The organism is Phycisphaerae bacterium (assembly GCA_017999985.1).
Classification (GTDB): domain Bacteria; phylum Planctomycetota; class Phycisphaerae; order UBA1845; family Fen-1342; genus JAGNKU01.
The window spans coordinates 29,540-45,680 of record JAGNKU010000022.1; the positions used below are offsets into that span (position 1 = coordinate 29,540).

Consider the following 16,141-nt stretch of genomic DNA (forward strand, 5'->3'; position numbering starts at 1 on the left):
TCCCGCCCGCGCGGGACTCAGTTACCGTCCGTCAGCACCTCGACACCGTCCGCCGTGACCGCGACGCTGTGCTCAAAATGCGCCGCCCAGGAACCGTCCCTGGTCACGACCGGCCAGCCGCTGGCGTCGCCCAGCCGGACTTCCGGCCGTCCGGCGGTGACCATCGGCTCGATGGCGAGCGTCATGCCGGGCAACAGGTCGAAGTCCGCGTGCCGCTGGCTCCGGTCGTAGTAGTTCGGAACCTTCGGCTCCTCGTGCATCTCCTGGCCGATACCGTGGCCGACGAACTCGCGGACGACGCCAAAGCCGCCGTCCTCCACACACTTCTGCATCAGCCGGGCCACCTGGCTCCACCGCCGGCCCGGTCGAATCTCCTGCACGGCCAACTCGAGCGCTGCCCGAGTCACATCCAGCAGGCGCTGCACCGCGGGGGCCACGCGGCCCACCGGGAACGTCGCCGCCGCATCGCCGCAGTAGCCTTTCAGCCGCACGCCGCAGTCGATGCTGAGGATGTCCCCTTCGCGGAGGGGACGGTCGTCCGGAATCCCGTGCACGACCTGCTCGTTGAGCGACGCACAGATGCAGGCCGGAAACGGCATCCTGGCCTGCGGGTTGCGCACGCCCTTGAAAAGCGCCACGGCGCCGGCGGCGCGGATCAACTCATCCGCGCGGGCATCCAGGGCCGCCGTCGTGACACCGGGCCGCACCAGGTCGCCCAACTCCGTAAGCACCCGATGCACCACGCGCCCGGCCGCCCGCAGCAACTCGATCTCCCGGGGCGACTTGATCACGATCTTGGCGGCCGCCGCACGCATCAACCGCGACCCGCCGACGAGACGATCCGCGCGACCTCGGCCTCCACGGCATCCGCGCCGGTGGCCGAGTCGACGCTATGAAAACGTCCACGCCGCGCATAGTACTCAATAAGCGGCGCTGTCTGCGCACGATACGTTTCCAGCCGCGTGACGATGACCTCCCGGCGATCGTCCTTGCGCTGGATCAGCTCACCGCCGCACTTGTCGCACTTCCCGTCCACCTGGGGCGGGAGAAAACTGACATTATAAGTGGCCGCGCAGGCGTTGCAAACCCGCCGCCCGACGATCCGCCGAATGATCTCCTCGTCGTCGAGCTTGAAATCGATGACGGCGTCGATCTTCAGCTGGCGCTCGGCGAGGCCGGCGTCGAGGGTCTCGGCCTGGGGCAGCGTGCGCGGGAAACCGTCGAGGATGAAACCGGTTCCGGCTGGCAGGCGATCGATCGCGGCCAGCATGACCCCGGTGATGACCTCGTCGGGCACCAACGTGCCGGCATCCATGTACTGGGCGGCCTTCTGGCCGATGGGGCTGCCTTCCTGGCGTTCGCGCCGCAGCACGTCGCCGCTGGAAAGCTGCACGAGGCCGCGGCGGGCGCCGAGGCGCTGGGCCTGCGTGCCCTTGCCCGAGCCGGGCGGTCCCAGAAAGATGAGGCGCAGCGCGGGCATCAGTACATGCGTCCTTTCACGCGCCCCACGCCCTGGTCACCGAGGAAGCCTTCGTAATTCCGCATGATGAGGTTGGCTTCCATGCGCTGGATCAGGTCGAGCGCGACGCTGACGACGATCAGCAGACCGGTACCGCCGAGGAAGGCGGAGATCCGATACGGGATATCCAGTTGGGTCGCGACGATGGACGGGATCAACGCGATGATCGCGAGGAAGCCCGCGCCGACGTACGTGATGCGCTCCATGACGGCTTCCAGATAGTCGGCGGTGCGCTTGCCGGGACGCAGGCCGGGGATGAAGCTGCCCATGTCGCGCAGGTTGTTGGCGAGCTCCTTCGGCTGGAACTGGACCGAGACCCAGAAGTAGGCGAAGAAGTAGACCATCAGCACGTACGAAAAGTCGTAGATGAAGGCGCCGGGGTTGAAGGCCTCCTGCAGGAAGCCCCACAAGCTGACCGGCCAGATGTTGCCACGGGAGAGCCAGCCGAACACCACGCCCGGGAAGAGCAGGAACGAACTGGCGAAGATGATCGGCATGACGCCGCCGTGGTTCACACGCAGCGGCAGGTAGTGCCGCGCGCCGCCGACCACGCGCCGGCCGCGGGTCTGCTTGGCCTGCTGGATGGGGATGCGCCGCTGGGCCTGGGTGATCAGGATCGACCCGGCGACAACCAGCACGAAGGACACGATCAGGAAGACGATCTTCTCGGGGTTCATGGCCGCGGCGGTGGTCGTGCCGCCGCTGATGCTGGCGGCGAAGCCCTGCCAGACCTCGATGAAGACGTAGGGCATGCGGGCAATGATGCCGGCCATGATGATGAGGCTGATGCCGTTGCCGATGCCGAACTCGTCGATCTGCTCACCGACCCACATGAGGATCAGGGTGCCGGCCATCAGGCCGGTGAGGGCCATGATGATGAACTGGAACGTGTTCTCGAAGTCAGGGTAGACCAGGCGCTCGCTGTTCAGGTAGCGCACCCACAGGACGGCCTGGATCAGACACAAGCCCACCGTGGCGTAGCGCGTGTACTCCATGATTTTGCGCCGGCCGCTCTCGCCTTCCTTCTGGAGCTTCTCCAGGGCGGGGACGACGGTTACCAGCAGTTGCAGGATGATCGAGGCGCTGATGTAGGGCATGATGCCCAGGCCAAAGAGCGTGCTTTGGCCCAGGTCACCGCCGGTGAACATGGCGAAGAGCTCGGCGGCCTGCTCGGTCGCGCCGCCGCTGCCGCCCCAGTGCCGCGCGAGCTTCTCCTGGTCCACACCGGGCAGCGGCACGTAGAAGCCGATGCGGTAGACACAGAGCATGAGCAGCGTGAAAAGGACCTTCTTGCGGAGGTCCGGAACGCGGAAGACGTTGACAAACGCTCGGAACATCGGCGTTTAACCTCGTGCCCTGGCGGGGGCGGTTCAGCTCCCGGCCGCGGGCGGGGCCGGCTTCTTCTTCGCGGTGTTGCGTTTCGCCTTGGCCTGGGCGGCGCGCTCGGGCCGCGCCAGCAGTTGCACGGTGCCGCGCGCCTGCTCGATGGCCGCGCGGGCCTTCGCGCTGCACGCGTGCACCGCGACGGTCAGCGGCTTCGACAGCTCGCCCGCGCCGAGGACCTTTACCAGCGGGTCCGCGCCGCTGATCAGGCCGCGGCCGCGCAGGGCGGCGACGTCGACGGTCTGGCCGCTCTCGAAGTTGGAGTCCAGCGCGGCGAGATTCACAACCTGGTATTCGGTGCGAAAGACAAAGTTGCTGAAACCGCGCTTCGGCAAGCGGCGGAAGATCGGCATCTGCCCGCCTTCGTGCAGCGGGCGCGTCCCGCCGCCGGCGCGCGACTGGCAACCCTTGTTGCCGCGGCCACAGGTCTTGCCGTGTCCGCTGGATTCGCCGCGGCCGACGCGCTTGCGGCGCTGGTGGGCCCCCGCCTGACCGGTGACCTGGTTAAGCATCATGGCCGGGCTCCTCCTGCGGCCGGGGCGCGGCCGGTTCGTCCGTGGCGGGCACGGGCTGCTCGTCCAGGTCCGTGGTCACCGTGGGCTTGAGCGGGGTGCGCTCGGGCGGCAGATCCAGGGTCACGCCCCGGAGCGACTCGACGAGGGCGCGCGTCCGCAGGGCCTTCAATCCATTGATGGTGGCCTTGACCAGGTTCTTCGGGCTGGTCGAGCCGTAGCATTTCGTCAGCACGTCCTTGACGCCGGCGAGCTCGAGCACGGCGCGGGGCGCGGCGCCGGCGATGACGCCGGTACCTTCGGACGCCGGGATCAGGACGACCTGGCTGGCGCCGAAGCGGCCGATGACGCGGTGCGGGATCGAGGTGCCGCGGAGCGGGACGCGGAACAGGGCGCGGCGCGCCTGCTTGACGCCCTTCTCGACAGCGGGCGGGACTTCGTTGGCCTTGCCGTAGCCGAAGCCGACCTGTCCCTGGCGGTCGCCGACGACGACCAGGGCACCGAAGGAGAATCGGCGGCCGCCTTTGACGACGGTGGCGCACCGATAGAGCTTAACGACGGTATCTTCAACGGTCCGTTCGTCGCCGAACTCCGCGCCTTCACGTGGGCCGCGTCCGGGTCGATTACGGCCGCTGGGGGCTCCGGGCCTCGCTACCATGGGTTCCCGTCCTGCTCGCTAGAACTTCAATCCGGCCTCGCGCGCGGCTTCTGCCAGCGCACGGACCCGACCGTGAAACTTCCTGCCGCGACGATCGAAGCAGACCTGGGCAATACCGAGCTGGGTGGCCTTCTCGCCCAGGAGTTTGCCGATCAACTTGGCCGCCTGCACGTTGCCCCCGTATTTCACCTGGTCACGCAGCTCGCGGGCCTCCGTCGACACGGCGCACAACGTCCGGCCCGACTCGTCGTCGATGATCTGGGCGGAGATGTGCCGCAGCGAACGGGCGACGGTCAGTCGCGGGCGCTGGGTCTCCCCCATCACCTTGCGGCGCACGCGCCGGACGCGCCGGGCCTCGCGCCACGCCTTGATCAGTTCTTTTCTCACGCGCTCGATCCTCGCAATCTCAAGCTTTAGCCGCCGGCGCCGCCGCCCGCGAACACCTTGCCGGCCTTGCGGCGGATGTGCTCGCCGAGGTAGCGAATGCCCTTGCCCAGGTAGGGTTCGGGCTTGCGCAACTTGCGGATTTCCGCCGCGAACTGGTTGACCTGCTGCTTATCGGGCCCCATCACGACGAAGCGGGCCGGCTCGGTGTTGCCACGGGCGGTGGGCACCTCGACCTTGATCTGCAGGCCCTCGGGGATGGGGATGATGAACTGGGCTTTCTTGCCGACGCCGCGGCCCATGTAGCCGCAGTTGAGGAGCAGGTTCTTGCCCTCGACGCTGCTGCTGTAGCCGGTGCCGTAGATCTCGAGCGCGCGGCTGTAACCCTCGGCGCACCCGTGGATCATGTCGGCGATCAGCGCGCGGGCCAGGCCGTGCAGCGCGCGGTTCTGCGCGACGTCGTCCGGGCGGCGCACGACCACCTGGCTCTGCTCGAGGGCCACGGTGATCGGGGCGGGGACCTTCCAGGTTAGCTTGCCCTTGGGGCCGGAGACGTTGACCACCGCGCCGGCCAGGTCGACCTTGACGCCGGCGGGGATGGGAATCGGTTTCTTGCCTATGCGCGACATGGTATCACCACACGGTACAGAGCACTTCGCCGCCGACGCGCTGCTGCCGGCACTGCCGGTCACTCAAGACGCCGCGGCTGGTAGAGACGACCGCGATGCCGAGGCCGTCGCGCACGCGGCGGAGCTCGTCGACGCGGGTGTAGGTCCGCCGGCCGGGGCGGCTGGCGCGCTGCACGTCGAGGATGACCTTCTCGCCCAGGGGGCCGTACTTGAGGTCGACCTCGATGATCCCCTGGGTGGCGTCATCGATCGACACGTAGTCGGCGATGTAGCCCTCTTCCTTGAGCACGCGGGCCACCCCCAGGCACACCTTGCTGCGCTTGATGCGCACCCGTTTCTTACCCACGCGGTTGGCATTGCGAATCCGCGTCAGCATGTCGGCGATCGGGTCGGAACTCGGCATTCTCAGCGTCCCCTACCAACTGGCCTTGCGTACGCCCGGGATGCGGCCTTCGAGGGCCAGCTTCCGGAAGCACAACCGGCAGACCTTGAATTTGCGATAGACCGCGCGCGACCGGCCGCACAGCTCGCAGCGGCGGTACGCGCGGACCTTGAACTTGGGCACGCGTTTGCACTTGAGTTTGAGCGCCAGCCTGGCCATCGTCCGTCTAGCTCCTGAACGGCATGCCCAGCAGCGTCAGCAGCAGGCGCGCCTCGCCATCGTTGCGCGCGGTGGTGCAGATCGTGATGTTCATGCCCTGCTGGTACGTCACCTTGTCGGGGTTGATTTCGGGGAACACGCCGTACTCGGACACACCCATGCCGTAGTTGCCGCGGCCGTCGAAGCTGCCGGGGTTCAGGCCGCGGAAGTCGCGGATGCGCGGCACGGCGAGGCAGATCAGGCGGTCGAGAAACTCGTACATGCGGTGGCCGCGGAGCGTGACCTTCAGGCCCACGTCGTAACCTTCGCGGAGCTTGAAGTTCGACACGCTTTTGCGGGCCTTGCAGACCAGGGGCTTCTGGCCCGTGACGGTCGCCAGGGCGGCCTCGGCCTCCGCGAACCGCTTGTTCTCGCGGGACTTGTTGCCGGACTCGGCCACGGCCTTGCCCAAGCCCATCGAGAGCACGACCTTTTCGAGCTTGGGCAGGGACATGGGGTTGGCCCGGCCCAGCTCGGTCTTCAGCTTCGGCAGCACTTCCTGCCGGTACTTGTCCAGCAAGCGAGGCATCAGCGCGTCCCGCCTTTCATCTCCCGCGTGCCGTGCGTCACGTCACTGAGGACGGCGCCACTGGCCCGGCGACCCGCGGCGACCCGCCGCTTGCGGACCTTGCCGGAGGGGTCCTGCACCGACTCATACCGCACGCGCGTCCCGTGGTCCGCCTTGGGATCGAGCGGCATCACGTTGGAAATATGCAGCGGGGCCTCTTTCTGGATGCGGCCCCCCTGCGGGTTGCGCTGGCTCTTGCGCACGTGGCGGTAGACCATGTTGACGCCTTCCACCAGCACGCGCTGCTTCTCCGGGAGCACCCGCAGGACCTTGCCGCGGGCGCCCTTGTGATCGCCGGAGATCACCACCACCATGTCGTCCTTGCGGATCCGTGCCGCCATGGCTACCAGACCTCCTCCGCGAGCGAGATGATCTTCGTGAAGTTCTTCTCCCGCAGTTCGCGGGCCACGGCGCCGAACACGCGGGTGCCGCGCGGGTTGTTCTCGGGGTCGATCAGCACCGCCGCGTTGCTGTCGAAGCGGACGTAGCTGCCGTCCTTGCGGCGGGTGGGGTACTTGGTGCGGACGACGACGCAGCGCACCTTGTCGCCCTTCTTGATGTCCGAGGCGGGCAGGGCCTGCTTGACCGAACAGATGACGATGTCGCCGACGCCACCGCTGTTCAGGCGGGGCTTGCCGTGGCGCGCCGAGCGGCCCTTGAGCACCTGGATGCACTGCAGGCGCTTGGCGCCGGTGTTGTCGGCGACGTCCAGGCGCGTGTACTGGGTGATCATGCCTCACCCCCTGGCGTACCGGGGGCGCGCGTCACGATCCGCAGCAGCCGCCAGCACTTGGTCTTGCTGAGCGGGCGGGTCTGGACGATCTCGACGACGTCGCCGTTGCGGCACTCGTTCTTTTCGTCGTGGGCGTGGTACACGGTCCGGCGGCGTACGAACTTGCCGTACTTCGGGTGCCGGACCATGTAGGTCATGGTCACACTGATGGTCTTGTTGCGGACGCAGGAGGTCACGACGCCCGTCTGGGTGGCGCGCTGTTTGCGGGCACCCCGGGGGGCCGTGGCCGTTGCGTCGGGCTGGGTCTGTGCGGTCATGGAAGCGTTCCAGTACTAGCGTCTTCCCAGGTTCGGGGCCTATCGTCGGGCCGCCTGCGCGCTCATCCGGGCCTGGCGCTGCTCAACGTGCGTGTCGCCGCGCTCGCGCAGGACCGTGAGGATTCGGGCAATGTCCCGGCGTGTCTTGAGCAACTGCGTCGGGTCTTCGAGTTTCTCGGTGACCGCCTGCGCCCGCAGGTCGAACAGGTGGCGGCGCAGGTGCTCCAGCTCGTTGTGGAGCTCATCGATCTTCATGTGTCGGACAGCTTCGATCTTCATCGCGGGTTCCTACACGCCGTGCCGGCGGTACACGAAACGCGTCTTCACGGGCATCTTGTGGGCGACGCGCAGCAACGCGGTCTTGGCCACGGACTCGGCCACGCCGCCGACCTCGTACATCACGGTGCCGGGCTTGACGAGGGCGGTCCAGAACTCCGGCTCGCCCTTGCCCTTGCCCATGCGCGTCTCGAGCGGCTTCGAGGAGACGGGCTTGTGCGGGAAGATGCGGATGTAGACCCGCCCTTCGCGCGCCAGAAAGTGCGACGCCGCGACACGGCCGGCCTCGATGTGCCGCGCGGTGACGCGCCCCAGCTCCAGGGCCTGCAGCCCGTAGTCACCGAAGGACACCGTGTTCCCGCGCGTGGCGTTGCCGCGGTTGCGGCCCTTCTGGGCCTTGCGGTACTTCACGCGTTTGGGCATGTTGGCCGGCATGGCGACGACTCCTCAAAACAACTAGCGGCGGGCCCGGCGGCGGAAGCGGCTTTCACCGCGTTCGGCCGGCTGCTCGCCGTACATGCCACGATGAATCCAGACCTTGATCCCGATGGAGCCGACGGTCGTGACGGCGGTGGTGTGGGCGTAGTCGACCTCGGCCTGGAGCGTCTGCAGCGGAATGGAGCCGAGCATCTGCGTCTCGGTGCGGGCCATTTCCGCGTTGCCCAGGCGACCGGAGCAGATGATCTTCACGCCCTTGGCGCCGGCTTCCATGGAGACTTCGCACTTCTGCTTCATGACGCGCCGGAAGCTCATGCGTTTTTTGAGCTGCTCGGCGATCGACGCACCGACCAGGAAGGCATCCAGGTCGGGGTTCTTGATCTCGACGATGTTGACGGAGACGCGGCGGTCGATGAGATCCTCGAGGCGCTCCTTGAGCTTGTCCACCTCGGAGCCCTTGGCGCCGATCACCATGCCGGGCCGGGCGGTATGCAGGATGACCTTGACCTCGTCCCGGGTCCGCTCGATGACGACCTTGGACACGCCGGCGAACGGCGGTTGCTTGTTGAGCGTGCTGTCGACGTATTTGCGGATCATCTCGTCTTCGACGAGGAAGGTGCCGAACGCGGCCTTGGGCGCATACCAGCGAGACTTCCAGCCTTCGGTGACGCCGACCCGGAACCCGATTGGATGACACTTTTGGCCCACGGCTTAATCCTTCTGGTCGACCGCGACGATGATGTGACTCGTCCGCTTCTGGATGGAATGGGCGCGCCCGCGGTCCTTGGGGCGGAAGCGCTTGATGATCGGCCCGGCGTCCACGCGGGCCTCCGCCACGAACAGCTTGTTCATCGCCGCTTCGCTCTCGTTGGCGCTGGCCATGGCCGACTTGAGTACGCGGTCCACCATGCCAGCCGCCCGTTTGTGGGTGAAGCGGAGGACTTCGACGGCCTGATCGCAGGGCAGGCCGCGGATCATGTCCGCGACCAAGCGCACCTTGCGTTCAGAGATCCGGGCATAACGATGTTTTGCTAACCAGGCCATGCGCCTCGGTCTCCTGCTACGGCGCTTTCGCGACCGACCGGGCAGTGTGGCCCCGGAAGGTCCGCGACGGCGCGAATTCGCCCAGCTTGTGCCCCACCATGTCCTCGGTCACGTACAACTTCATGAACGTCTTGCCGTTATGAATCTCGAAATTCATACCGACAAACTCGGGCACGATGGTGCACGCCCGGTTCCAGACGCGGATGGGCATGGTCGACCCGGAGTCGCGGGCTGCCACCGCCTTGCGGAACAGCACCTCGTCGACATACGGGCCTTTTTTCAAGCTGCGCGACATCGCCAATCCTCTCGCCGACTACCACTTCCTCTTGAGCTTCGCTTCCCCGAACGATTTCGTGATGCGCCGCCGCAGAATCCGGCGGTTGGAGCGCGCCCGCGGGCTGCGCGTGCGGCCGCCCTTGGCCAGCGTGCCCCACGGCGAGCACGGGTGCCGGCCGCCGTTGCTGCGGCCTTCGCCCCCGCCCATCGGATGGGCATGCGGGTTCATGGCCTTGCCGCGGACGTGCGGGCGGCGGCCCATGTGCCGCTTGCGCCCGGCCTTGCCGATGGTGATGTTCTGGTGATCCAGGTTGCCGAGCTGACCGATGGTCGCGCGGCACTCCACGCGCACCTGACGCATCTCGCCCGACGGCAGTTGGATGGTCGCCCAGGCGCCTTCGCGGGCCATAAGGCGGGCCTGGCCGCCGGCGGTCCGGACGAGCTTGCCGCCCTGACCGGCGGACATCTCGATGTTGTGCACTTCCAGGCCGATCGGGATCGAGGCGAGCGGCATGCAGTTGCCCACCTTCGGCTCGACCTTCTGGCCGCTCTCCACCGTGTCGCCGGCCTTCAACCCGATCGGGGCCAGCATGTAGCGCCGTTCGCCGCCCGCGTACTCCAGGAGGGCGATGTGGCAGGTGCGATTGGGGTCGTACTGGATTTCGAGCACTTTGGCGGGCGTGTTATCGAGGTTGCGCTTAAAGTCGATGAGCCGGTACTTGCGCTTGTGGCCGCCGCCGCGGTGCCAGGCCGTGATCTTGCCGGAATGGTTGCGGCCGCCGGTGCGTTTGAGCGGCACGGTCAGCGACTTCTCGGGCCGGTTCTCGTGCTTGAACGTGATCTCGGAGAAGTCGTTGACGCTCGAGTTGCGTCGTCCGGCGGAAGTCGGTTTGTATGTCTTGACACCCATCCGCGTATCCTCGTCCCTAAGCCCGGGGCTTAGAACAAATCAATGTGGCTGTCCTTGTCCACCGTGACGACGGCCTTCTTGGTGCGGCGCGTCTGCCCAAAACGAAAACGGAACCGCCGGACCTTGCCCGGGCGGTTCGACGTGCGGACGTCCACGACCGTGACGCCGTAGATCTTCTCGACGGCGTCCTTGATCTGGACCTTGTTGGCCAGGGGGTGCACCTCGAAGCTGTAGGTGCCGCCGTGGGCCCTGGCCGTCTGGCGCGCCTGGTGTGTGCTCTTTTCGGTCACCAGCGGGCGGATAATCGTGTGGTAGATGTCCATGGCAGCTTACTCGCCGGCGGCGGGGCCCGCGCTGACGATCTCCTTGAATTGCTCGAACGCGTCGCGCGTGAAGATCAGCTTGCGGCGCGACAGGATCTGGTACGCATTCAGCGCGGCGACATCGGTGATTTCTGTGCGCGGGATGTTGCGACCGCTCTTGTAGACCGGCAGATCCACGCCGCGGGTGGCCACGACGCAGCCGCGCTCGGCGTGGACGGCGGACAGCAGCTTCGCGAACGGCGCGGTCTTCGGGGTCGCGAACTTGAGGCCGTCGACGATCAGCGCGTCGGCGCTCTGGATCTTCGCGAGCACCGCGTGATTGCGGGCCAGGCGCCGCATCTTGACCGGCATGGCCTGGCGGAAATCGCGGGGGCGCTTGGCGAAGGCCATGCCGCCGCCCCGGCGCTGCGGCGTGCGGGCGTTGCCCATGCGCGCGCGGCCGGTGCCCTTCTGGCGGTAGAGCTTGCGGCTGGAGCCTTCGACATCGGCCCGCGACTTGGTCTGGACCGTGCCCTGACGCAGGTTGGCGTGGTACATGACGACGGCCTGCTTGAGCAGCGCCGGGCTTACTTCGCCGCCGAGGAGGACTTCGTCGAGGGCCTCTTCGCCGAGCTTCTGGCCGGACATGTTGTAGACTGGGACTTTAACCATCGCAGTGCTTCCGCTCGCGTTACGACCGGGTCTTCGACTTGCGCACGACCACGAACCCGCCGACCGGCCCCGGGACCGAGCCCGCGATCAGGAGCAGGTTGTGTTCCGCGTCGACGCCGACCAGCGCCTGGCACGGGGCCGTGCGACGCGCATTGCCCATGTGCCCGGCCATGCGTTTGCCTTTCTTGACCGCGCCGCTGGTGCCACGGTTCTGGCCGCGGCCGCCAATGCTGCCGGGCGAGCGGTGCTTGCGCTCGGTGCCGTGGGAGGCGGGCTGGCCGCCAAAGCCCCAGCGCTTCATGCCGCCCTGGAAACCGCGGCCCTTGGTGACGCCGATGACGTCGACGAACTTGACGCCGGCGTCCTCGAACAGGCCGACCGTGACGGTGTCGCCGACGGCCTTGTCCGTGGGTTCCTGGAGGCGAATCTCGCGCACAAAGGCCTTGGGGGCCGTCTGCGCTTTGCGGGCGTGACCGATCTCCGGCAGCGTGGAGCGATGCGGTTTCACGTCGGCGAAGCCGAGCTGGACGGCGTTGTAGCGGTCTTTGCCGTCCGCCCGCTTGACCTGGAGCACGACACAGGGCCCGGCCTGGACCAGCGTGACAGGGACGCGCTGGCCGGTCGGCTCGAAGACCTGCGTCATGCCGATTTTCTTTCCGAGTATCGCCGGGAGCATACCGCGGCACTCCTACATCGGGCGAGACCGTGCCCTCGGCCCCTCCGCCAGTATTTACCTCGTCGTCACGGGCGTCGGCAGGCGCCTAGGCCTTGATCTTGACAAAGACGCCGGCCGGAACGACCAGTCGATTGAGCGCTTCCACCGTGCGTGAAGTCGGTTCGAAGATGTCGATCACCCGCTTATGGGTGCGCATCTCGAATTGTTCGCGGGACTTCTTGTCGATGTGGGGTGAACGGAGGACCGTGAAGCGCTCGATTCGTGTCGGAAGTGGGATCGGGCCGCGCACGGTGGCGCTGGTCCGCTTGGCCTGGTCCACGATCTCCTGCGCCGAGGCATCCAGCGCCCGGTGATCGTACGCCTCCATCCGAATACGAATTCGCTCTCCCGCCATAGACTTCTCTTTTACCTATGCGCGTCCGACCGTTACCCCGGCTCACAGTCCCGGCCTTGCTGCGCCGAGACAGGTTAGGATACACGTGCGGAAACTTGCGTCAAGAGCCGACCGGCCAAAATGAGCAAAACGTTGCTCGCGGGCGCGCCGGTGTCGTCGCGTGCGAAGGGCGACCCACACGGCCGGGCGCACCCACGCGGACTAGCCCCCCTTTCGCACGTCGGGGTGTTGTAACACGTCCGATAATAGCGCGTTTCGGCTGACAGGAACTCCCGCAGCAGAGTCCTACCGCTCCGTGACAATTACGTAGACATGCGTCAGCTTTTCCGCGGGACCCCATGGGGTGACTTGCAGGTCGAAGTGCTGGGCCGAGTCACCACGCGCGGCGGCACTCGTGACGCGTCCCACGGTCATCGGCGCCGGCAAGCCCTGGGATTCGGGAACCAGCACGATGACATGCCCGCTGCGGAAATAGTCGGCCCGGGCCTGACTGATGCGCATCTGGCCGCGTCCCTGCCCGTTGAGCACGCACGGGTCCGGCGCCACCTGTACCGCGCCGTCGGCGAGCGTGCGCGCCAACCACGCCTCGGTCTCAAACCGTGGATCCGTCGTGAGGCGCACGCGCGCGACGTTCGGGTGAACCTCGCTGATGCGCCCGATGATCCAGCCGCGCGACAGCAAATCGCGCAGCGTGGCCTCCGCGTCCCACGCGGGCGCGGCTTTGCCCGCCGCCACAACCCACTCGCCCTCGATGACCCAGTGTTTCTGCTGGCCCCTGGCGATCAGGAGCGTCGCGTGGCGCGGGTCGGCGTCGCACGCAACGACCGGCGCGATGATGATGCCGGCGTGGGCGTCGGGCATCTGCCCGGCGATACGCGTCACCTCTTCAAGCTGTCGCTCGGCCGCTTGCAGGAGCAGACGCTGCTGGAGGACCTGCCGCTGGAGGCGCTCGTTTTCGAGGCGCAGGTCCCGGGCTTTTTCGGAGGGGACCTTCTCGGGGGTGGCGGCGTCGACGGCGTCACCAACCTGGTGAGCAAACCAGGTCGCGGGCCATTTCAGGAAGGCCAGCGTCTGGAAGGGCCCCCGCCCGAGCCGGGTCCACGCGCCTGGCAGTACGAAGACCGAGATCGCGGACAACGCGATCAGTATCCAGAATGTTGCTGATTTCGAAGGCGGCCGCATGTCGCAGACTCACTGGCACCGAACCGCGGCCCCCGGCGGCCGGGAGCGACGCGTCGCTGGAACCGCCCCCAGACCGGCGAGCGATTCAGTATTCGTCTTCGTCGGAATCCATCGCCGAGCCCCACTCGTCGAGGTTTTCGAGGTACTCGGCGGTGCCGCGCGCCACGCAGGTGAGCGGGTCGTCGGCGATGCGCACGTCGAGGCCGGAGGCCTTGGCGAGAATGTTGTCCAGGCCGCGCAGCAGGGCGCCGCCGCCGGCAAGGCAGATCCCGTTGTCCACGAGGTCGGCGGCGAGCTCGGGCTCCAGTTGCTCGAGCGTGTGGAGCACGCCTTCGATGATCTGGCCGGTGGGCTCCTTGAGCGCCTCGCGCACTTCCTCGCTGCTGACGACGGCGCGGCGCGGCAGGCCGCTGATCATGTCGCGGCCCTTGACCTCCATCTTCATCTCTTCCTGGAGCGGCGCGGTGGAGCCGATCTGGATCTTGATCGTCTCGGCGGTCTGTGGGCCGATCATGAGGTTATACGTGCGGCGCATGTAGTTCATGATGGCCTCGTCCATGTCGTCGCCGGCGACGCGCAGGGACGTGCAGGCCGCGATGTCGGAGAGGCTCATCACCGCCACCTCGGTCGTGCCGCCGCCGATGTCGACGATCATCGAGGCACGCGGCTCGTGGATCGGCAGGCCCGCGCCGATGCCGGCGGCCTTGGGCTCGTCGATCAGGTACACGCGGCGCGCCCCGGCGCGCTCGGCCGAGTTCAGCACGGCGCGCTTCTCGACGGCGGTGATGCCGGAAGGGACGGACACGACGACGCGCGGGTGCGCGAGGACGCGATTGCCGTGCACCTTGCGGATGAAATAGCCGAGCATGGCCTGGGTGATTTCGAAGTCGGCGATGACACCGTCCTTGAGAGGGCGGATCGCCGTGATCGAGCCGGGGGTACGGCCGAGCATGGCCTTGGCCTCGAGGCCCACGGCCTTGCCGGTCGGGGTGTCGAGGACCTCGTTGGTGCCCTTGCGAACGGCGACGACGGAGGGCTCATTGAGGACGATGCCCTCCCCGCGGACGCAGACCAGGGTGTTGCACGTGCCCAGGTCGATGCCCATGTCCAGGCTGAACAACCCCATCAGGCGAGGAAAAAGCACCGTGTTCTCCCACGGAGGTCCACTCGGTCAGGCAAGCCCCTCGGCCGCGCCGTTCACACGGGGTCTGCCGTCACACGCACTTCTTCCAGCCTGCCGCCTTCCGTGGCGTCACGCTCCGCCCGGGGGCAAAAGACCGCCGAACATGGCGACGGAGCGGTAAGCGACGTAGATCGTCGCCACCAAGAGAAAGAGAAACGCCACCAGCAGCAAGGCCGTGTAGACGTCGTTCTCGCCGCTCGGCCGTGCGCCGCGCGGCCCGGTGTTCAAGCTCGTCATGTACGCACCTGCCGCACTAGCTGCCTTGCAGCCCACACACGACGCGGTCGCCCGGCTGCACCTGCTGGCCCTCGCGCACGAGGGTCAGCTTGCCGCCGGCTTCCTTCGGCCGCACGCTCTCGACCTTGAAATCGCCCACGTAGGTCTGGCCGCGGTAGACCATGAATTCCATGCCTGCGACCACGCCGGAGCTCTGGCCGACGTTGACGCTCACGTAGCGGCCGTCGATCTGGGTGACTTCGCCGGTGATCGGGCCGACCACCTGGCGTGAGACCGGCACGGCGCCGACCGGGGCCTCGAACGCGGGGGCCGTCCGCCCGCCGCCCGCCGCGGTGTGCTGCGCGTCGCGGACGAGCTGCTCGGCGGCGTAGAGCTTCTCCTGCAGATTGCGGGTCTCATCGACGGCGATCGTGAGCTGGCCGGTCAGCTCCAGGTTGCGCGTGGCGAGGTTCTGGTTCCGCGTCTGCAACTGGATGTTTTCGGCGACCAGCATCTGGTTCTGCTTCTGGGTGCTGGTCAGCTCGGCGATCTGCACGTTCAGGATCTCTTCGAGCTTCTTGCGGCCGGCCTCGGCGGCGACGGCTTCGTTCGTCCGGCGGGCGAGGTCGTTGCGGGCGGCGGCAAGCTGATCGGCGGTCTGCCGCAGATCGTCGCCGCGTTTGGCCAGCTCGGCGTTGAGCTTCTGGAGCTCGTCGTCCTTCATGGCGAGATTGGTGGCCATGACGGCCTCGGCATTCATGCGCCGGACGAGTTCGCTCTGGTAGAGCTGCTGGTAGCTTTCGAGGTTTTCTTTCTGGTTGGACCAGCGGGCGGCCGTCGCGACCGTCAGGCAGCTCAGGACGATGGCGACGACGGAGGTCAGGACCACGAAGACTCTCGTCAGTGTGCTCACGAACAGACTCCTTCACACGACGCCGGTCTGGGCGTAGGGCTGCGGAGCAAGGCGCCCACCGGGCAGGTCGCCCGCCGCTCCGGACAAGCCGGCCGGATTGTACGACCACCGGACGACTTTGCAACCATCGGGGCACATTGTGTCAAGTCGGGGGCGGTTCTGCAATGCCTGCGCGGGGGGCGGTCGACGGAGACGGTTGCGTTGTCATAAGTCTCGCAGAGTGGGATGCGTACGAAGGTCGGCGGGTTGGCGTACCCGCGGCGGGCCTCATTTCTGCGCACGGAGCGGCTTTTCAGAACGGGCGCTGCGGTTTTTT

Annotated in this window: 27 protein-coding genes; all 27 read right to left on the reverse strand. The window is 67.3% G+C overall.

Annotated features, from left to right (window positions below; all coding sequences use genetic code 11):
- Positions 1 to 17: 17 nt before the first annotated feature.
- Positions 18 to 815, reverse strand: coding sequence for a type I methionyl aminopeptidase (gene map, locus KA383_19535; GenBank protein MBP7748313.1), 798 nt, complete (start codon positions 813 to 815; stop codon positions 18 to 20).
- Positions 815 to 1,471, reverse strand: coding sequence for an adenylate kinase (locus KA383_19540; protein ID MBP7748314.1), 657 nt, complete (start codon positions 1,469 to 1,471; stop codon positions 815 to 817). The genes map and KA383_19540 overlap by 1 nt, the downstream gene beginning before the upstream one ends.
- An 8-nt stretch (positions 1,472 to 1,479) precedes the next feature.
- Complete coding sequence (gene secY / locus KA383_19545; GenBank protein ID MBP7748315.1) at positions 1,480 to 2,856, reverse strand: preprotein translocase subunit SecY; 1,377 nt, start codon at positions 2,854 to 2,856, stop codon at positions 1,480 to 1,482.
- 33 nt (positions 2,857 to 2,889) lie between these two features.
- Positions 2,890 to 3,417, reverse strand: coding sequence for a 50S ribosomal protein L15 (gene rplO / locus KA383_19550; GenBank protein MBP7748316.1), 528 nt, complete (start codon positions 3,415 to 3,417; stop codon positions 2,890 to 2,892).
- Complete coding sequence (rpsE, locus tag KA383_19555) at positions 3,407 to 4,072, reverse strand: 30S ribosomal protein S5 (GenBank protein ID MBP7748317.1); 666 nt, start codon at positions 4,070 to 4,072, stop codon at positions 3,407 to 3,409. The genes rplO and rpsE overlap by 11 nt, the downstream gene beginning before the upstream one ends.
- An 18-nt stretch (positions 4,073 to 4,090) precedes the next feature.
- Positions 4,091 to 4,459: a 50S ribosomal protein L18 gene (locus KA383_19560; GenBank protein ID MBP7748318.1), complete on the reverse strand. Its 369-nt coding sequence runs from the start codon at positions 4,457 to 4,459 to the stop codon at positions 4,091 to 4,093.
- Between the two features lie 26 nt (positions 4,460 to 4,485).
- Complete coding sequence (gene rplF, locus KA383_19565) at positions 4,486 to 5,085, reverse strand: 50S ribosomal protein L6 (GenBank protein ID MBP7748319.1); 600 nt, start codon at positions 5,083 to 5,085, stop codon at positions 4,486 to 4,488.
- Between the two features lie 4 nt (positions 5,086 to 5,089).
- Entirely contained in the window at positions 5,090 to 5,488 is a 399-nt protein-coding gene (rpsH, locus tag KA383_19570; protein MBP7748320.1) for a 30S ribosomal protein S8, read from the reverse strand.
- A 12-nt stretch (positions 5,489 to 5,500) separates the two neighbouring features.
- Entirely contained in the window at positions 5,501 to 5,686 is a 186-nt protein-coding gene (locus tag KA383_19575) for a type Z 30S ribosomal protein S14 (protein MBP7748321.1), read from the reverse strand.
- A 7-nt stretch (positions 5,687 to 5,693) separates the two neighbouring features.
- Entirely contained in the window at positions 5,694 to 6,257 is a 564-nt protein-coding gene (gene rplE / locus KA383_19580; protein ID MBP7748322.1) for a 50S ribosomal protein L5, read from the reverse strand.
- Positions 6,254 to 6,634: a 50S ribosomal protein L24 gene (gene rplX / locus KA383_19585; GenBank protein MBP7748323.1), complete on the reverse strand. Its 381-nt coding sequence runs from the start codon at positions 6,632 to 6,634 to the stop codon at positions 6,254 to 6,256. The genes rplE and rplX overlap by 4 nt, the downstream gene beginning before the upstream one ends.
- 2 nt (positions 6,635 to 6,636) lie before the next feature.
- A complete protein-coding gene (gene rplN / locus KA383_19590; GenBank protein MBP7748324.1) occupies positions 6,637 to 7,026 on the reverse strand; it encodes a 50S ribosomal protein L14 in 390 nt (129 codons plus the stop codon).
- Positions 7,023 to 7,343, reverse strand: a complete 321-nt coding sequence (rpsQ, locus tag KA383_19595; protein ID MBP7748325.1) for a 30S ribosomal protein S17 — start codon at positions 7,341 to 7,343, stop codon at positions 7,023 to 7,025. The genes rplN and rpsQ overlap by 4 nt, the downstream gene beginning before the upstream one ends.
- 39 nt (positions 7,344 to 7,382) lie before the next feature.
- A complete protein-coding gene (gene rpmC, locus KA383_19600) occupies positions 7,383 to 7,622 on the reverse strand; it encodes a 50S ribosomal protein L29 (protein ID MBP7748326.1) in 240 nt (79 codons plus the stop codon).
- Between the two features lie 9 nt (positions 7,623 to 7,631).
- The gene (rplP, locus tag KA383_19605) at positions 7,632 to 8,054 is read right to left on the reverse strand and encodes a 50S ribosomal protein L16 (protein MBP7748327.1); all 423 of its coding nucleotides are present in this window, start codon (positions 8,052 to 8,054) and stop codon (positions 7,632 to 7,634) included.
- A gap of 21 nt (positions 8,055 to 8,075) precedes the next feature.
- Positions 8,076 to 8,765 carry a 30S ribosomal protein S3 gene (rpsC, locus tag KA383_19610; protein ID MBP7748328.1) on the reverse strand — a complete coding sequence of 230 codons (690 nt, stop codon included), beginning with the start codon at positions 8,763 to 8,765 and terminating at the stop codon, positions 8,076 to 8,078.
- Between the two features lie 3 nt (positions 8,766 to 8,768).
- Positions 8,769 to 9,101, reverse strand: a complete 333-nt coding sequence (gene rplV, locus KA383_19615; protein MBP7748329.1) for a 50S ribosomal protein L22 — start codon at positions 9,099 to 9,101, stop codon at positions 8,769 to 8,771.
- A gap of 16 nt (positions 9,102 to 9,117) precedes the next feature.
- Positions 9,118 to 9,396: a 30S ribosomal protein S19 gene (gene rpsS, locus KA383_19620; protein ID MBP7748330.1), complete on the reverse strand. Its 279-nt coding sequence runs from the start codon at positions 9,394 to 9,396 to the stop codon at positions 9,118 to 9,120.
- Positions 9,397 to 9,414: 18 nt separating this feature from the next.
- Positions 9,415 to 10,287: a 50S ribosomal protein L2 gene (gene rplB, locus KA383_19625; GenBank protein MBP7748331.1), complete on the reverse strand. Its 873-nt coding sequence runs from the start codon at positions 10,285 to 10,287 to the stop codon at positions 9,415 to 9,417.
- Positions 10,288 to 10,316: 29 nt separating this feature from the next.
- The gene (gene rplW / locus KA383_19630; GenBank protein ID MBP7748332.1) at positions 10,317 to 10,610 is read right to left on the reverse strand and encodes a 50S ribosomal protein L23; all 294 of its coding nucleotides are present in this window, start codon (positions 10,608 to 10,610) and stop codon (positions 10,317 to 10,319) included.
- Between the two features lie 6 nt (positions 10,611 to 10,616).
- Positions 10,617 to 11,261: a 50S ribosomal protein L4 gene (gene rplD, locus KA383_19635; GenBank protein ID MBP7748333.1), complete on the reverse strand. Its 645-nt coding sequence runs from the start codon at positions 11,259 to 11,261 to the stop codon at positions 10,617 to 10,619.
- 19 nt (positions 11,262 to 11,280) lie between these two features.
- Positions 11,281 to 11,937 (reverse strand): 50S ribosomal protein L3, encoded by a 657-nt coding sequence (gene rplC / locus KA383_19640; protein ID MBP7748334.1) that lies wholly within the window; start codon positions 11,935 to 11,937, stop codon positions 11,281 to 11,283.
- A gap of 85 nt (positions 11,938 to 12,022) precedes the next feature.
- Positions 12,023 to 12,331, reverse strand: a complete 309-nt coding sequence (gene rpsJ, locus KA383_19645; GenBank protein MBP7748335.1) for a 30S ribosomal protein S10 — start codon at positions 12,329 to 12,331, stop codon at positions 12,023 to 12,025.
- Positions 12,332 to 12,616: 285 nt separating this feature from the next.
- Positions 12,617 to 13,513 (reverse strand): hypothetical protein, encoded by an 897-nt coding sequence (locus KA383_19650; protein MBP7748336.1) that lies wholly within the window; start codon positions 13,511 to 13,513, stop codon positions 12,617 to 12,619.
- A gap of 85 nt (positions 13,514 to 13,598) precedes the next feature.
- Positions 13,599 to 14,639, reverse strand: coding sequence for a rod shape-determining protein (locus KA383_19655; protein ID MBP7748337.1), 1,041 nt, complete (start codon positions 14,637 to 14,639; stop codon positions 13,599 to 13,601).
- Positions 14,640 to 14,765: 126 nt separating this feature from the next.
- Positions 14,766 to 14,933, reverse strand: coding sequence for a hypothetical protein (locus tag KA383_19660; GenBank protein MBP7748338.1), 168 nt, complete (start codon positions 14,931 to 14,933; stop codon positions 14,766 to 14,768).
- A 16-nt stretch (positions 14,934 to 14,949) separates the two neighbouring features.
- Positions 14,950 to 15,825 (reverse strand): hypothetical protein, encoded by an 876-nt coding sequence (locus KA383_19665; protein ID MBP7748339.1) that lies wholly within the window; start codon positions 15,823 to 15,825, stop codon positions 14,950 to 14,952.
- Positions 15,826 to 16,141: the final 316 nt, after the last annotated feature.

Excerpts from the sequence above, each read along its gene's own strand:
- rpsE (MBP7748317.1), bottom strand. The coding sequence starts at position 4,072 with ATGGTAGCGAGGCCCGGAGCCCCCAGCGGCCGTAATCGACCCGGACGC.
- rplO (MBP7748316.1), bottom strand. The coding sequence starts at position 3,417 with ATGATGCTTAACCAGGTCACCGGTCAGGCGGGGGCCCACCAGCGCCGC.
- rpsS (MBP7748330.1), bottom strand. The coding sequence starts at position 9,396 with ATGTCGCGCAGCTTGAAAAAAGGCCCGTATGTCGACGAGGTGCTGTTC.
- rplV (MBP7748329.1), bottom strand. The coding sequence starts at position 9,101 with ATGGCCTGGTTAGCAAAACATCGTTATGCCCGGATCTCTGAACGCAAG.
- rpsH (MBP7748320.1), bottom strand. The coding sequence starts at position 5,488 with ATGCCGAGTTCCGACCCGATCGCCGACATGCTGACGCGGATTCGCAAT.
- rplB (MBP7748331.1), bottom strand. The coding sequence starts at position 10,287 with ATGGGTGTCAAGACATACAAACCGACTTCCGCCGGACGACGCAACTCG.
- rplN (MBP7748324.1), bottom strand. The coding sequence starts at position 7,026 with ATGATCACCCAGTACACGCGCCTGGACGTCGCCGACAACACCGGCGCC.
- secY (MBP7748315.1), bottom strand. The coding sequence starts at position 2,856 with ATGTTCCGAGCGTTTGTCAACGTCTTCCGCGTTCCGGACCTCCGCAAG.
- KA383_19575 (MBP7748321.1), bottom strand. The coding sequence starts at position 5,686 with ATGGCCAGGCTGGCGCTCAAACTCAAGTGCAAACGCGTGCCCAAGTTC.
- KA383_19650 (MBP7748336.1), bottom strand. The coding sequence starts at position 13,513 with ATGCGGCCGCCTTCGAAATCAGCAACATTCTGGATACTGATCGCGTTG.
- rpsJ (MBP7748335.1), bottom strand. The coding sequence starts at position 12,331 with ATGGCGGGAGAGCGAATTCGTATTCGGATGGAGGCGTACGATCACCGG.
- KA383_19660 (MBP7748338.1), bottom strand. The coding sequence starts at position 14,933 with ATGACGAGCTTGAACACCGGGCCGCGCGGCGCACGGCCGAGCGGCGAG.
- rplD (MBP7748333.1), bottom strand. The coding sequence starts at position 11,261 with ATGGTTAAAGTCCCAGTCTACAACATGTCCGGCCAGAAGCTCGGCGAA.
- map (MBP7748313.1), bottom strand. The coding sequence starts at position 815 with ATGCGTGCGGCGGCCGCCAAGATCGTGATCAAGTCGCCCCGGGAGATC.
- KA383_19655 (MBP7748337.1), bottom strand. The coding sequence starts at position 14,639 with ATGGGGTTGTTCAGCCTGGACATGGGCATCGACCTGGGCACGTGCAAC.
- rpmC (MBP7748326.1), bottom strand. The coding sequence starts at position 7,622 with ATGAAGATCGAAGCTGTCCGACACATGAAGATCGATGAGCTCCACAAC.
- rpsQ (MBP7748325.1), bottom strand. The coding sequence starts at position 7,343 with ATGACCGCACAGACCCAGCCCGACGCAACGGCCACGGCCCCCCGGGGT.
- rplW (MBP7748332.1), bottom strand. The coding sequence starts at position 10,610 with ATGGACATCTACCACACGATTATCCGCCCGCTGGTGACCGAAAAGAGC.
- rplX (MBP7748323.1), bottom strand. The coding sequence starts at position 6,634 with ATGGCGGCACGGATCCGCAAGGACGACATGGTGGTGGTGATCTCCGGC.
- rplF (MBP7748319.1), bottom strand. The coding sequence starts at position 5,085 with ATGTCGCGCATAGGCAAGAAACCGATTCCCATCCCCGCCGGCGTCAAG.
- rplP (MBP7748327.1), bottom strand. The coding sequence starts at position 8,054 with ATGCCGGCCAACATGCCCAAACGCGTGAAGTACCGCAAGGCCCAGAAG.
- rplC (MBP7748334.1), bottom strand. The coding sequence starts at position 11,937 with ATGCTCCCGGCGATACTCGGAAAGAAAATCGGCATGACGCAGGTCTTC.